The sequence below is a fragment of the Burkholderia sp. PvR073 genome, from assembly GCF_054055695.1.
On record NZ_JBSRXO010000003.1, the window covers coordinates 500150 to 514445 of the forward strand.

Sequence of the window (14296 nt, forward strand, 5' to 3'; positions counted from 1 at the left end):
AAACGGGCGCCGCGAGCGGCGGGAACCCTGCGGCCACGTGCGGCCGCCGCGATTCCAAACCGCGCATTGTAGCGTGAGGCCATGCGGCCCCTTTATGGGAGGCACAAATGAAACACCCCGCAGCGCGAGGCGTGCGGGGCGATGTGTCGAGCGCGACGCGACTTAGTCGAAGCGGCCGGTACGCGCCATCTCCATCAGGCGCGCGATGCGCTCCTCGGTCGCCGGGTGCGTGGAGAACAGGTTCTGCAGGCCGCCGCCGTGCAACGGGTTCATGATCATCATCTGCGCGGTGGCCGGATGCGCTTCGGCCGCCTGGAACGGGATGCCCGCCGCATAGCGATGGATCTTGTCGAGCGCGGTGGCGAGCGACTGCGGATCGCCGGAGATCTGCGCGCCGCCGCGATCGGCCTCGAATTCGCGCGCCCGCGAGATCGCCATCTGGATCAGCGCGCCGGCGATCGGCGCGAGCAGCGCGACCGCAATCCCCGCGATCGGATTGGCCGGGCGGCCGTTTTCGTCGCGGCCGCCGAAGAACATCGCGAAGTTGGCCAGCGCCGAGATCGCGCCCGCCATCGTCGCGGTGATCGTCGAGATCAGGATGTCGCGGTGCTTCACGTGCGCGAGCTCGTGCGCCATCACGCCGCGCATCTCACGCTCGGACAGCACGCGCAGGATGCCCGTCGTCGCGGCGACCGCCGCGTGTTCCGGGTTGCGGCCCGTGGCGAACGCGTTCGGCGCGTCCTCGTTGATCAGGTAGACGCGCGGCATCGGCAGATTCGCGCGCGTGGCAAGCTCGCGCACCATCCGGTAGAACTGCGGCGCCGTGTTCTCGTCGACTTCCTGCGCGTTGTACATGCGCAGCACCATCTTGTCGGAGAACCAGTACGAGAAGAAATTCATGCCGAGCGCGAACAGCAGCGCGATCGTCATGCCGCGGGTGCCGCCGATCATGCCGCCGATCACGATGAACAGGGCCGTGATCCCGGCCATCAGCATCGCCGTTTTGACCCAATTGAACATACCCACTCCTTATCCGTCAGGGGACCCATCGCGCATCACAGGGCGCGACGGAAAATTGTAAGCGATTTGTTAGATAAGGTCTTGTTCGAAAAATTCAATCTCAGCGTTGCGATGTTGCAAGCCGAAGGCCCAAGCCGACGAAAGCGCTGCCGACCGTACGGTCGAGCCACTTCTTGACGCCCGGCTTGCCGGAAAAGCGCTGCGTGACGCTACCCGCGACCCAGGCGACCAGACTGGTCCAGACCGTGCTCATCGCAACGAATACCGCACCGAGGGTCAGGAACGCCCAAGCCTTGTGCGGACTGTCGGCCGACACGAACTGCGGGAAGAACGACACGAAGAACAGCACGACCTTCGGATTCAGCACGTTGGTCCAGAAGCCCTGCATGAACAGCTGGCGCAGCGGCTTTGCGGCCGTGCCCTGCGCGGCTTCGGCGCCCGACGGCTCGGCGGCCTGCTTCGTAATGATCATCCGCGCGCCGAGGTAGATCAGGTAGGCGGCGCCGACCAGCTTGATCACCGTGAACGCGGTTGCCGATGCCGCCAGCAGTGCGGTCAGGCCGAATGCGCATGCGAGCGCGTGAACACAACAGCCGGCCGAAATGCCGAACGCCGACATCAGCCCCGCGCCGCGCCCCTGGGCGACGCTGCGGCCGACGATGTAGGCCGTATCGGGGCCGGGCGTGATGTTCAGCAGGAACACCGCGAACACGAAGAAGCCGAAATGGGTGATGCCAAGCATGAAGACCTCGAAACCGAACAGCGCAAGGAAATTCTACGCGCGCCTGCCGCGCCGTGCGACTCGGCCGTTCGGCCAATTGCGTGCGGCCGGCAGGTCGGGTCGAATGACGCTCAGGCCCCGTCGGGCAACGCGAAGCGCTGGCCTGCGGCGAGCGGCGAGCCGGCCAGGAATTCGCGCGCGGGCAACCGCTTGCCGCCCGGCTTCTGCAGTTGCGTGACGCGCAGCGCGCCGCTGCCGCACGCGACGATCACACCTTCCGGCGCAGCGTCGACGATCGTGCCGGGCGCCGCGTCGCCGCGCGCCGCCACGGGCTCGGCCGCCCAAAGCTTGATGGCCGCGCCGTCGAGCGTCGCGACGCCGCCCGGGAACGGGTCGAACGCGCGCACCTGGCGCGCGAGCACGTCGGCCGGCTTGCGCCAGTCGAGCGCGGCCTCGTGCTTGCCAATCTTTTCCGCATAGGTCACGCCGTCGGCCGGCTGCGGGGTGGCGGGCAGCGCGCCGTCGCGCTCGAGCCGCACCAGCGCGTCGACGATCAGTCGCGCGCCGTCGGCGGCCAGCCGGTCGTGCAGGGTGGCGGTCGTATCGTCGGGCGCGATCGCGACGCGCGCTTCCTCGATCATCGCGCCGGTGTCGAGGCCGACGTCCATCTGCATCAGCGTGACGCCCGTCTCGGCGTCACCGGCCTCGATCGCGCGGTGGATCGGCGCGGCGCCGCGCCAGCGCGGCAGCAGCGACGCGTGGATGTTGATGCAGCCGGCGCGCGGAATGTCGAGCACTTCCTGCGGTAGCAGCAAGCCGTACGCGGCGACCACCATCACGTCGTGCGGGGTCGTGCGCAGCAGTTCGATCGCGTCGGCCGCCTCCGCCGGGTACTTGCCCGCACGGCGCAGCGACGGCGGCTGCGCGACGGGCATCCCGTGCTCGACGGCATAGCGCTTCACGGCGCTCGCCTGCAGCTTCATCCCGCGCCCGGCAGGGCGATCGGGCTGGGTGAGCACGAGCGGCACCGGAAAACCGGCCTCGTGGATCGCGGCGAGTGCGGCCGCGGCGAATTCCGGCGTGCCGGCAAAAATCACGCGCAACGTATGGGTCATGAAAGCGTTCGGGAGCGGGCTGGGCGAACGCGCGTCACATCGCGCGTTCGAGTTTCTTCATCTTCGTCTTGATGCGCGTCTGCTTCAGCGGCGACAGGTACTCGACGAACACGCGCCCCATCAGGTGATCCATCTCGTGCTGCACGCACACGGCCAGCAGGCCCTCGCAGTCGAGCTCGAAGGTCTCGCCCTGCTCGTTGAGCGCCCGCACGCGCACGTGGTCCGGGCGCTCGACTTCGTCGTAGATCCCGGGCACCGACAGGCAGCCCTCCTCGTAGACCTGCTTCTCGTCGCTCGACCAGATGATCTCGGGATTGATGAACGCGCGCAGCTCGTTCTTCTCCTCGGAGATGTCGATCACGATCACGCGCTCGTGCACGTCGACCTGCGTCGCCGCGAGGCCGATGCCCGGCGCTGCGTACATGGTCTCGGCCATGTCGGCGATGAGCTTGCGAATCCGGTCGTCGACCTTGTCGACGGGCTTGGCGACCTTGTGCAGCCGCTTGTCGGGGTAATGAAGAATGTTCAGCAATGCCATGGTGTTCGGTATTCGGTGGAGCGGCGGGCCGCATCGGCCATCCGGCCGGCTGGCGCCACTGCCGGGATGCAATGAAGATGAGGCGGACGCGCGGCATATCAACGCCGCAGGTCATGCCTCCTGCAAATGGCCGGACGCCGGTGGCGCGCGGCCCTGTCGAGTATTTCGGATGATGAAAATTTTATCATGGCGCCACGCTGTCCGCTGGCCGTCGCATTCGAGGGGAACCTCATGTCGCCGCAAGCGCTGACCCCTTCCGCGCTGCGCGCGTGGCTGCAGCTCGCGCATGCACCGGGCCTCGCGCCTGCCGTGCTGCACGCGCTGCTCGATGCATTCGGCTCGCCGGCGGCGCTGTTGTGCGCGTCCGACCAGGCCATCAGCGCGGCAAGCAGCGCGGCCGCCGCGCGGGCGGTGCGCGCCAGCGAGCGGCACGATCTCGACGCGCGCACCGACGCCGCGCTCGCGTGGCTCGATGCACCGGGCAACGCGATCGTCACGCTCAACGATCCCGTCTATCCGCCTCGGCTGCGCGACCTGCACGATCCGCCGCCGCTGCTATATGTAAAGGGCCGGCTCGACCTGCTGCACGCACGCGGGCTGGCCGTCGTCGGCAGCCGCCACGCGACGCCGCAAGGGCTCGCCGACGCAACGCGCTTCGCGCATGCGCTGTCCGATGCGGGGCTCGCGATCGTCTCTGGCCTCGCGCTCGGCATCGACGGCGCCGCGCATCGCGGCGGGCTCGACGGCCGCGCCAGCACGATCGCGGTAATCGCGACGGGCGCCGATCTCGTCTATCCGGCGCGGCACCGCACGCTCGCGCACGAGATCGCCGCACGCGGCGCGATCCTGTCCGAATGGCCGCTCGGCACGCCCGCGCGGGCGTCGCATTTCCCGCAGCGCAACCGGCTGATCGCCGCACTCGCCCTCGGCGCGCTCGTTGTCGAAGCCGCGCCGCGCTCCGGCTCGCTGATCACCGCGCGGCTCGCGAACGAGCTGGGCCGCGACGTGTTCGCGATGCCGGGCTCGATCCACGCGCCGCTCGCACAGGGCTGCCACGCGCTGATCCGCGACGGCGCGAAGCTCACCGCTGCGCCGCTCGACGTGCTGGAGGAATACGGGCTGGGCGAACCGGCGGCTCACGCCATCCACGTCTCGGCGCATTCGCGATCGAGCCCTGATAACGTCGAAGCAGCGGGCACGGTGGGGCAACGCGCGGGCGAGCCTGCCGCGAAGGCCGGCTCCGCCGTTCCGGCCGCCGCATCCGCCGCAATCGGCGGCGCGCCACCCGATACCCCGGCCGAACGATCGGTGCTGGCCGCATTGGGATACGGCCCCGTTACCTACGAGTGGCTCGCCGAGCACAGCGGCCTGTCCGACGACGTGCTGCACCGCGCGCTACTCGCGCTCGAACTGGCCGGCCGCGTCGCGAGCGTGGCCGGCGGACGCTTCGCGCGGCTTGACGCGGCGCCCACCCCGCCCCCGTGCGGCATGCTACATTCCCCCGGATAGGGGCGGCCGTGCCGCCGACGTTACCCAAGGAATTCCATGCCCGCGCTGAATCTCGACACCGATGCCGATCGGATCGCCGAGCGCCTCGCCGATCCCGACACGCTGCTGGTCGCCTGCCTGTGCGCCGAGTGGTGCGGCACCTGCCGCGACTACCGGACGGCCTTCGACCAGCTCGCCGACGCCCATCCCGACGCCTGCTTCGCGTGGATCGACATCGAAACCCATGCCGATCGGCTCGACGATCTCGACGTCGAGAATTTCCCGACGATCCTGATCGAGGATGCGAACACGGCGCGCTTCTTCGGCACGGTGCTGCCGCACGCTGCGATCGTCGAACGGATGCTGTCCGACCTGAGCGCGGTACCCGGCGCGCCGCACGCACCGAAATTGCGCACTATCCTGAACGTCGAGGCGTAAATCGCGCACCGGCCGGGCGGCTTCTCGCGACGTTGCGCGTGCCGTCGGGCCGGGCGCTTGCCGCCATTGCGCCCCCCCTCTATGATGAGCCGCTTTTTACACGCCGCGCCGCCGTCGCCGCGGCGTGTGCTATAAAGCCGTCGTAAAAGGGACCCACGCCGGCGAACCCGGTCTACCAACACACACCTGTCATGTCCAAAGCTCTGATCATTGCGGAAAAGCCTTCTGTCGCGAACGACATCGCGCGCGCTTTGGGCGGCTTTACCAAGCATGACGAATACTTCGAAAGCGACGAATTCGTCCTTTCGTCCGCGGTCGGCCACCTGCTGGAAATCGCCGCCCCGGAAGAGTACGAGGTCAAGCGCGGCAAATGGAGCTTCGCTCATCTGCCCGTCATCCCCCCGCATTTCGACCTCAACCCGATCGCAAAAAGCGAATCGCGCCTGAAGGTCCTTACCAAGCTGATGAAGCGCAAGGACGTCGACCGCCTGATCAACGCATGTGACGCGGGGCGCGAGGGCGAACTGATTTTCCGCCTGATCGTGCAGCATGCGAAGGCGAAGCAGCCGGTCCAGCGCCTGTGGCTGCAGTCGATGACGCCGCAGGCGATTCGCGACGGTTTCGCGCACCTGCGCAGCGACACCGACATGCAGCCGCTCGCCGACGCCGCACGCTGCCGCTCGGAAGCCGACTGGCTCGTCGGGATCAACGGCACGCGCGCGATGACCGCATTCAACAGCAAGGGTGGCGGCTTCTTCCTGACGACCGTCGGCCGCGTTCAGACGCCAACGCTGTCGATCGTCGTCGAACGTGAAGAGAAAATCCGCCGCTTCGTCCCGCGCGACTACTGGGAAGTGAAGGCCGCGTTCGCCTGCGCGGGCGGCTTCTATGAAGGCAAATGGTACGACCCGAAATTCAAGCGGGACGAGTTCGATCCGGAACGGCGCGACTCCCGCCTGTGGAGCCTGCCGGCCGCCGAAACCATCGTCGCCGCATGCCGCGACCAGATCGGCACGGTGTCCGAGGAATCGAAGCCGTCGACCCAGCTGTCGCCGCTGCTGTTCGACCTGACGAGCCTGCAGCGCGAGGCGAACAGCCGCTTCGGCTTCTCCGCGAAGAACACGCTCGGTCTCGCGCAGGCGCTGTATGAAAAGCACAAGGTGCTGACGTACCCGCGTACCGACGCGCGCGCGCTCCCGGAAGACTACATTTCGACGGTGCAGTCCACGCTCGAGATGCTCAAGGAGAGCCACAACTACCTGCCGCATGCGAAGCGGGTGCTCGACCAGGGCTGGGTGAAGCCGAACAAGCGGATCTTCGACAACTCGAAGATCACCGACCACTTCGCCATCATCCCGACGCTGCAGGCGCCGAAGTCGCTGTCCGAGCCGGAGCAGAAGCTGTACGACATGGTCGTGAAGCGCTTCCTCGCGGTGTTCTTCCCGGCGGCCGAATTCCGTGTCACGACGCGGATCACCGAAGTCGCCGGCCATCACTTCAAGACCGAAGGCAAGGTGCTCGTCGAGCCGGGCTGGCTGCAGGTGTATGGCCGCGACGCCGAAGGCGCGGACGCGAACCTCGTGCCGGTGCAGAAGAACGAGAAGGTGAAGACTGACGAGATTGCCGCGGTGGCGCTCGTGACCAAGCCGCCCGCACGCTACTCCGAAGCGACGCTGCTGTCCGCGATGGAAGGCGCGGGCAAGCTCGTCGAGGACGACGAGCTGCGCGAGGCGATGGCTGCGAAGGGCCTCGGCACGCCGGCAACGCGCGCGGCGATCATCGAAGGCCTGCTGGGCGAAAAGTATCTCGTCCGTGAAGGCCGCGAGTTGATCCCGACCGCGAAGGCATTCCAGCTGATGACGCTGCTGCGCGGGCTCGGCGTGAAGGAACTGACCGCGCCCGAACTCACCGGCGAATGGGAATACAAGCTGTCGCAGATGGAGCGCGGCAACCTCGGGCGCGACGCGTTCATGCAGGAAATCGCCCGCATGACGCAGCAGATCGTCAAGCGCGCGAAGGAATACGATTCCGACACGATCCCCGGCGATTACGCGACGCTCGAGACGCCGTGCCCGAACTGCGGCGGCCAGGTGAAGGAAAACTACCGCCGCTTCGCGTGCACGAAGTGCGAGTTCTCGATCTCGAAGATTCCGGGCAGCCGGCAGTTCGAGATCGCGGAAGTCGAGGAATTGCTGCAGCAGAAGACCATCGGTCCGCTGTCCGGTTTCCGCAGCAAGATGGGCCGTCCGTTCTCGGCGATCCTGAAGCTCTCGTTCGACGACGAAACGAAGAACTACAAGCTCGAGTTCGACTTCGGCCAGGACCAGGGCGGCGAAGAAGGCGAGGCACCCGACTTCTCCGAGCAGGAACCGGTCGGCGCGTGCCCGAAATGCAACGGCCGCGTGTTCGAGCACGGGATGAGCTATGTGTGCGAGCACTCGGTCGCGAATCCGAAGACCTGCGACTTCCGTTCGGGCAAGGTGATCCTGCAGCAGGAAATCACACGCGAGCAGATGGCCAAGCTCCTCGCCGACGGCCGCACGGATCTGATGCCGAACTTCAAGTCGTCGCGCACGGGCCGCAACTTCAAGGCGTTCCTCGTGAAGCAGCCGGACGGCAAGATCGGTTTCGAGTTCGAAAAGAAGGAGCCAAAGGCTGCTGCCGCGAAGAAGACGGCAAAATCGGCGACGAAGGATGCCGAAACCGTGACGGAAGGCGCCGACGAGAAACCGGCACCGGCCCGCAAGACCACCGCCCGCAAGACGACGGCGCGCAAGACGGGCTCGTAAGGACCCAGCCGCCGGGGGGCTCCCCCGGCGCATTGCACGCCGGTCAGCCGGTCAAACGGCGATAAAAAAACGCGGATCGATCGCTCGATCCGCGTTTTTTCTTTTGGCGCCGGCCGCGTCAGTGCGCGGCCGCCGCGCCGTTACAGCGGCGACGGCACCGCGACGCGCGGGCGCGCCGAGCGCGCGAGGCGCGGCTGCAGGTTCGGGTCGGTCGATTCGGGCTGCTCGGCACGCATCTCGACGCCGATCGGCGCAGGCATCGCACTCTGGGCGGCCCACTGTTCGCCAATCACCGCGTCGGTCGCGTGGCTGAAATATTCGACGAGGTGGTCGATGAACGTACGCACCTTCGCGGGCAGATGGCGCCGGCTCGGGTAGGCAATGTTGATCTCGACCTGCGGCAGCCGGAAATCCGGCAGCAACCGCACCAGCGCGCCGCGCGCGATGTCGCCGCCGATCAGGTAGCTCGGCAGGATCGCGACGCCCATCCCGAGCAACGCGAACTGGCGCAGCATCGCGGTGTTGTTCGCGACGATCACGTTGGTCGGGCGCACGCGCACCTCGCCATCGGGGCCCGTGAACACACGCTCGTCGCCCCAGTATTCGGTCGGCAGGCTCAGCGCCGGGTGCTCGGCGAGTTGTTCCGGATGAGTCGGCACGCCATGCTTTTCCAGGTAGCTCGGCGTCGCGCACACGGTCATGCAGCCCGTGGTCAGCCGCCGCGTGACGATGCTCGCGCTGCGCATCTGGCGCGTGACGACGATGCCGACGTCGAAACCTTCCTCGACGAGATCGACCTGGCGGTCGACCAGCGTCAGATCCGGCACCACTTTCGGGAAATTCTCCGTGTACGACTGCAGGACGGGGGCGAGGTTATGCAGGCCGAACACGACCGGCGCGACGATGCGCAACGTGCCGACCGGCTCGTGATTGCGCGCGACGACCATCTGTTCGACATCCTCGAGCTCATCGAGAATCTGGCGCGCCCGCTCCAGATAGACCTGGCCCGACTCCGTCAGCGAAAGGCTGCGCGTGGTGCGGTTCAGCAACCGCGTGCCAAGCCGGCCCTCCAGATCGGCGACGTGACGCGTCGCGACTGCGTTGGAGATATCCATTGCACTCGCGGCCCGCGCAAAACTGCCGAGATCTGCAACCTTGACGAACACGCGCATCGACTGCAAATGATCCATAAACGACTCCTGCCGCTGTTACAACTTCAAAAAGTTGAAGCCTATGCGTAATTCTCCTACGACAACGGAAATGATGCAGAGTTGCTCAACAAGGCCCGGGTTGACGATAAAAATAGTCAAAAATCCTCACTCATCGCGAACGGATGATCCAATTATTCTGATCGAAGCAACAATTGGGTGAACCTCGTCGCGTAAACGTTCGAATCAGAAAGGACGTATTTGATGCGACACAACAGCGCACCCCGCCTCCCGCGCGAAAGCGGCGCCGGGTCAGGCCGCCGCGATTGCGGCGGAGCGTAACAACCTGTTAAAAAGACACCACGACGGACACCGACGTAGCATCATGTCGGCCCCGGCCGGGCGGACGGGTGCGCGACGTGCGCCGCCGCCACCGCCGCCGCTTCCAACGCGCGACTCCCGCTGATCATGAAAATTGCCATCCTCGACGACTACCAGGACGCCGTCCGCAAGCTGAACTGCTTCGAGATGCTCGCCGAGCACGACGTGAAGGTCTTCAACAACACGGTGCGCGGCCTGGGGCAGCTCGCGAGCCGTCTCGCGGAAGTCGAGGCGCTCGTGCTAATTCGCGAGCGCACGCCGATTTCGTCGCAACTGCTCGCCAAGCTGCCGAACCTGCGCATGATCAGCCAGACCGGCCGGATCTCGAGCCACATCGACCTCGAAGCGTGTACCGACCGCGGCATCGCGGTGCTCGAGGGCACGGGTTCGCCGGTCGCGCCGGCCGAACTGACCTGGGCACTCGTGATGGCCGCCCAGCGCCGCATTCCGCAATACGTCGCGAACCTGAAGCAGGGTGCGTGGCAGCAGTCGGGCCTGAAGACGTCGGCCATGCCGCCAAACTTCGGCCTGGGCCAGGTGCTGCGCGGCCAGACGCTCGGCATCTGGGGCTACGGCAAGATCGGCCGGCTGGTCGCCGGCTATGGCAAGGCGTTCGGGATGAACGTGCTGATCTGGGGCCGCGAGCACTCACTGGAGGCCGCGCGCGCCGACGGCTACACGGCCGCCGAGAGTCGCGAAGCGCTGTTCGAGCAGAGCGACGTGCTGTCGTTGCACTTGCGCATGCACGACGACACGCGCGGGATCGTCAAGCAGGAAGACCTGATGCGGATGAAGCCGACGTCGCTGCTCGTCAACACGAGCCGCGCGGAGCTGCTCGAGGAAAACGCGCTCGTGAACGCGCTGTCGCACAACCGTCCGGGGATGGTCGCGATCGACGTGTTCGAAAGCGAGCCGATCCTGCAGGGCTACAGCCTGCTGCGGATGGAAAACGTGATCTGCACGCCGCACATCGGCTACGTCGAACGCGAAAGCTACGAACTCTATTTCAGCGCGGCGTTCCGGAACATCCTCGCGTTCGATCAGGGCGACATGTCGAGCGTGGTCAACCCGGAAGCGCTGACGCCGCGCCGCGTGCGCTGACCGGCGCGGGCCGCGCTCGCCGCGCGGCCCCGTTTCTCCTTCCCCGCCTTCAGGCGGCCACGCGGCCGCCTGTCATCGCGTCGACGCGCGTGAGGAAATGCTCGCCGTCGCGCCGCCCGAGGTCGTACGCATGCCGCATCTGCGACGGACTCGTGTAATCCCAGCTCGAAATCGGCACCTTGCTCGACGGTTGTACATAGAGCCGCCGCTGCTCGCCGTGCGCGACCGTGAACATCTGCGGGCGCGGATACAGCCGCGTGACGAGCACCAGCACGTCGCCCGGCGAGGGGTCGAGCGCGCCGACCGGCACGTTGTCGACCATTCCGCCGTCGAGCACCGGCCGGCCGCCGCGACGCAGCACCGGCGTGAACGGCGGCGTGCACGACGACTGCAGGATCAGGTCGGCGAGTTCGTCGACGCTCGTGCAGGCCTGCGCGCGCACGAACTCGGGCCGGAAGCCGAGCGTGCGCCCGAGCGTCGGGTGCAGCGTCTTGCGCACGTACTTTTCGATGTTGTACGCGACGAGGCCCGCGGCGACCGCGCTGCGCGCGCCGAGCCAGCGCGGCACGTGCGACACGCCGATGCGGATCTCCGGCGCGTCGGCGAGTTGCGCGAACGGCTCGCCGTAGATGTCGAGCAGCGCCTGGCGGTAGATCCGGTAATGCGGAAACACGGGCTCGCGCCCGAACAGGTTGCCCCAGTACGCGTTCTTGCGGTTGTGGCGCAGCGCTTCCTCGTAATAGCGCATCACCCACGCGGCGTCGCGCGTATACAGCATGCAGGCGGTCGCCGCGCCGGCCGAGATGCCGGCGATCACGCGCGGGCGCAAGCCGAGCGCCGGCTGCGCGACATCCCAGAAGCCGGCCTGCCACCAGCAGCGATTGCCGCCTCCCGCGAAGACGATCTGGTCGAACATCGTGCCGCTCAGCTGACGAGCGCGTAGGTCGACGTCGCGTGAACGGCCATCTTGCCGTCCTCGTCGAAGAGTTCGACTTCGCCGAATACCAGGTTGCGGCCCATCCGCAGCACGCGCGCGGTGACGAGCACGTCGCCCTTGCGCACCGGACGCATGAAGTTCGTGTTCAGCGATACGGTCGTCATCGGCCGGAATTCGCCGAGCGCGACCGAGATCGCGACCACCATCGCGGTGTCGGCGGCGGCCGTGAACACCTGGCCGCAGATGATGCCGCCCGAATGACGGAATTCACCGGAAAACGGCAGGCGCATCGTCACGCTGTCGTCGCCGATCGATACGGGGACCAGACCGAGCGAGCGGACCCACGGGGCCAGCAGGCGATCCAGCAATTCGCGGACTGCGTTTTCGTCCATCTTCGAATGTCCAGAAAACGTTGCGCGACCGCCGCGCAACAGGTGTGGACGTCATCATACCGGGAGCGCGCCAACTGCGATGGCTCGCCACCGCGCCGACAGCCGCGGTCGGGGAGACGCAATATTTTCAGGAAATTCGCAGAAAGGTGTTGCAAAGACCGAAATACCCGTGCATAATCTTTCTTCTGTTGGGGGCGTTAGCTCAGTTGGTAGAGCAGCGGACTCTTAATCCGTAGGTCGAGTGTTCGAGTCACTCACGCCCCACCAGGAATTCCGAAGCCCGGTTAGCGAAAGCTAACCGGGCTTTTTCCATTTCCGGCGCCGCCCGGCTCTCCCGCATCACGGCATGCGCATACATACATGCCCCGCTCCCGCGCTTTCCCGCTAGAATCGTCCGACAAATATCACACGACCGGACGGTGATCGCCGTATCGCCGCCGGCACTGAGAGAGCATGGGACGTCGAACATGGAATCATGTGAGCGAGACGCGACCATTCAGAGGCCATGGTCACGCCGATATCGGTGCGCACGTCGAGTCGCACCCTCCACCCGATCGCATCCGGATGCATCACACGACGCACGAAGCGAAGCCGGTCATGCTGCGTAAGGACGCACTCGTCGCGTTCGCGCTCGGCATTGCGCTGCTCGTGGCCGCGGCCGCGCTCGCCGTCACCGCGGGCGGCGCGACCGGCCATCTGGTCCGCGCGCCGGGCACGGTCGTGCGCATCGTGCAGGACAGCGACGCGATGCGCGCATACCGCCCGATCGTCGCCTATCTCGCGAACGACGGCCGGCGCCGCGAAGTCGCCGGCAATACCGCATCGATGGTCCCGGCTTACGACATCGGCGAAAGCGTCGACGTCCTGGTCGACCCGGACCATCCGAACCGCCCCGCGCTGATCGACGATTTCGCGCAACGCTGGTTTCCCGTCGCGGTGCCCACCCTGCTCGCGGTCGCGTCGCTTGCGATCGGCAGCCTGCTGTACGTGAACGAGCGCCGCAACCGGCAAGCCGACGCGCTTTCCGCTCCGGCCGCCCGCAAGACGATCCGGCGCCGCTGGAACATCGCGATCGTGCTGATTCCGATTGCGATCGGCACCGGTTTCCTGGCCGGCGCCGGCGCTGTCGGGCTGCGCCAGTGGCAGATCGACCGCCATTACGCGCGCTCGACCGGCCATGTCGTCGAGATCGCCGAAACGGCCCACTCGCCCCCCGCCCGCACATCGCTCTATTCGGTGAGCGTCGCGTTCACGACCGACAGCGGCCGCCAGGTCACGTTCGCGCAAAGCTCGGCGTCATCGCAACCCGGGCTGTACGAAGGCGAGATCGTCAACGTGCTGTACGACCCCGTCACGCCCGAGCGCGCGGTCGTCGACCGGTTCTGGGATCGGTGGGCGCTCACGGCGATCCTGTTCGTGATCGGCGCGCCATTCCTGGCAGCGGGGTTGTTCGTTGCCGGGACCCTGTGGCCCGAGCATCGGCCGCACGAAATCGCTGAATGACCAACGACGGACCGGGCCGGCGACACCGCGGCCCCCGCCTCACCGCTCCCTGAACGCCTCCACCTTCGCGCGGTTCCCGCACGTACGCATGTCGCACCAGCGTCGCCCGACGCCGCGGCCGCGATCGACGAAGAACCACGTACAGCGGCCGCACTGCCGCACACGCGCGAAATCGTCACCGCGCAGCAGATGCTCGAACCCGAGCGCGGCCGCGTCGATCCAGCGCGACGCGGCGCGCGCATCGGGGCGCCACGCGAAACGGCCATCGACGGCGTCGAATGTGCCGCGCCCGATCGCCTCGCGAATCGCCACGGCGAGCCGGTCCGCCGCTCGCACGCCGGCGCTGCCGCCGTCGCCGGCCGTCAGGTGCGCGAGCGCCGCATACGCATCCTCGCGAAAGCCGTGCAGCGCAGCCAGTTCGTCGGCGCCGTCCTGCCGGGGATGACGCAGGAACCGCGTCAGGTCGGCCGCCGCCAGCAACCCGGACTTCCCGGCCCACGCGCGGACGGCCGGCCAGTCGACGAGTTTGTCCTCGTCGCGCGTCTTGCCCGTGTCGGCCACCGTGTTCAGAAAGTCGAGCGCCGGATGGCCGCCGACGAAATCAGCGGCGCTCCATGCGTGCGCCTGCCGCGCAGGCTCGTATCGAGTAACCATTTATTTGCACCTATCGGTTTCATGTCCGGACGAACCGGCGTAACCTGTTAACAACCAATATAGGTTAGCAC

General features: G+C 67.0%; 13 protein-coding genes and 1 tRNA gene. 6 read left to right on the plus strand and 8 right to left on the minus strand.

Going from position 1 to position 14296, the window contains the following annotated elements; all coding sequences use genetic code 11:
• Window positions 1–162: 162 nt before the first annotated feature.
• The 4 genes from htpX to def all read right to left on the minus strand — a co-directional run bounded on the left by htpX (window position 163) and on the right by def (window position 3394).
• Window positions 163–1020 carry a zinc metalloprotease HtpX gene (htpX, locus tag ACVK00_RS14040; RefSeq protein ID WP_006759751.1) on the minus strand — a complete coding sequence of 286 codons (858 nt, stop codon included), beginning with the start codon at window positions 1018–1020 and terminating at the stop codon, window positions 163–165.
• A gap of 100 nt (window positions 1021–1120) precedes the next feature.
• Entirely contained in the window at window positions 1121–1762 is a 642-nt protein-coding gene (locus ACVK00_RS14045; RefSeq protein ID WP_228906232.1) for a LysE family translocator, read from the minus strand.
• A 110-nt stretch (window positions 1763–1872) separates the two neighbouring features.
• Entirely contained in the window at window positions 1873–2856 is a 984-nt protein-coding gene (fmt, locus tag ACVK00_RS14050) for a methionyl-tRNA formyltransferase (RefSeq protein WP_175715563.1), read from the minus strand.
• A 34-nt stretch (window positions 2857–2890) separates the two neighbouring features.
• Window positions 2891–3394 carry a peptide deformylase gene (gene def, locus ACVK00_RS14055; protein WP_228906234.1) on the minus strand — a complete coding sequence of 168 codons (504 nt, stop codon included), beginning with the start codon at window positions 3392–3394 and terminating at the stop codon, window positions 2891–2893.
• A gap of 186 nt (window positions 3395–3580) precedes the next feature.
• Between def and dprA the strand changes: the two genes are divergently transcribed.
• The 3 genes from dprA (at window position 3581) to ACVK00_RS14070 (ending at window position 8109) form a co-directional block, all read left to right on the plus strand.
• Window positions 3581–4903, plus strand: coding sequence for a DNA-processing protein DprA (gene dprA / locus ACVK00_RS14060; protein WP_284899651.1), 1323 nt, complete (start codon window positions 3581–3583; stop codon window positions 4901–4903).
• A 36-nt stretch (window positions 4904–4939) separates the two neighbouring features.
• Window positions 4940–5320: a thioredoxin family protein gene (locus ACVK00_RS14065; RefSeq protein WP_166724475.1), complete on the plus strand. Its 381-nt coding sequence runs from the start codon at window positions 4940–4942 to the stop codon at window positions 5318–5320.
• Between the two features lie 191 nt (window positions 5321–5511).
• A complete protein-coding gene (locus ACVK00_RS14070; protein WP_284899649.1) occupies window positions 5512–8109 on the plus strand; it encodes a DNA topoisomerase III in 2598 nt (865 codons plus the stop codon).
• 140 nt (window positions 8110–8249) lie between these two features.
• On the opposite strand, the gene ACVK00_RS14075 is transcribed toward ACVK00_RS14070, so the two are convergent.
• Window positions 8250–9299, minus strand: a complete 1050-nt coding sequence (locus ACVK00_RS14075) for a LysR family transcriptional regulator (RefSeq protein ID WP_166724473.1) — start codon at window positions 9297–9299, stop codon at window positions 8250–8252.
• 426 nt (window positions 9300–9725) lie between these two features.
• On the opposite strand from ACVK00_RS14075, the gene ACVK00_RS14080 reads away from it, so the two are divergent.
• A complete protein-coding gene (locus tag ACVK00_RS14080; RefSeq protein WP_006750081.1) occupies window positions 9726–10739 on the plus strand; it encodes a D-2-hydroxyacid dehydrogenase family protein in 1014 nt (337 codons plus the stop codon).
• Window positions 10740–10788: 49 nt separating this feature from the next.
• Here ACVK00_RS14080 and ACVK00_RS14085 read toward each other — a convergent pair whose 3' ends face one another.
• Window positions 10789–11655, minus strand: a complete 867-nt coding sequence (locus ACVK00_RS14085; protein ID WP_175704167.1) for a patatin-like phospholipase family protein — start codon at window positions 11653–11655, stop codon at window positions 10789–10791.
• Between the two features lie 8 nt (window positions 11656–11663).
• Window positions 11664–12068, minus strand: coding sequence for a PaaI family thioesterase (locus tag ACVK00_RS14090; RefSeq protein ID WP_040142566.1), 405 nt, complete (start codon window positions 12066–12068; stop codon window positions 11664–11666).
• Between the two features lie 191 nt (window positions 12069–12259).
• Between ACVK00_RS14090 and ACVK00_RS14095 the strand changes: the two genes are divergently transcribed.
• Together ACVK00_RS14095 and ACVK00_RS14100 are read left to right on the plus strand one after the other, a co-directional pair.
• Window positions 12260–12335, plus strand: a tRNA-Lys gene (locus tag ACVK00_RS14095).
• A gap of 186 nt (window positions 12336–12521) precedes the next feature.
• Complete coding sequence (locus ACVK00_RS14100) at window positions 12522–13571, plus strand: DUF3592 domain-containing protein (RefSeq protein WP_284899644.1); 1050 nt, start codon at window positions 12522–12524, stop codon at window positions 13569–13571.
• 39 nt (window positions 13572–13610) lie between these two features.
• Here ACVK00_RS14100 and ACVK00_RS14105 read toward each other — a convergent pair whose 3' ends face one another.
• A complete protein-coding gene (locus tag ACVK00_RS14105; RefSeq protein WP_284899642.1) occupies window positions 13611–14225 on the minus strand; it encodes a CGNR zinc finger domain-containing protein in 615 nt (204 codons plus the stop codon).
• Window positions 14226–14296: the final 71 nt, after the last annotated feature.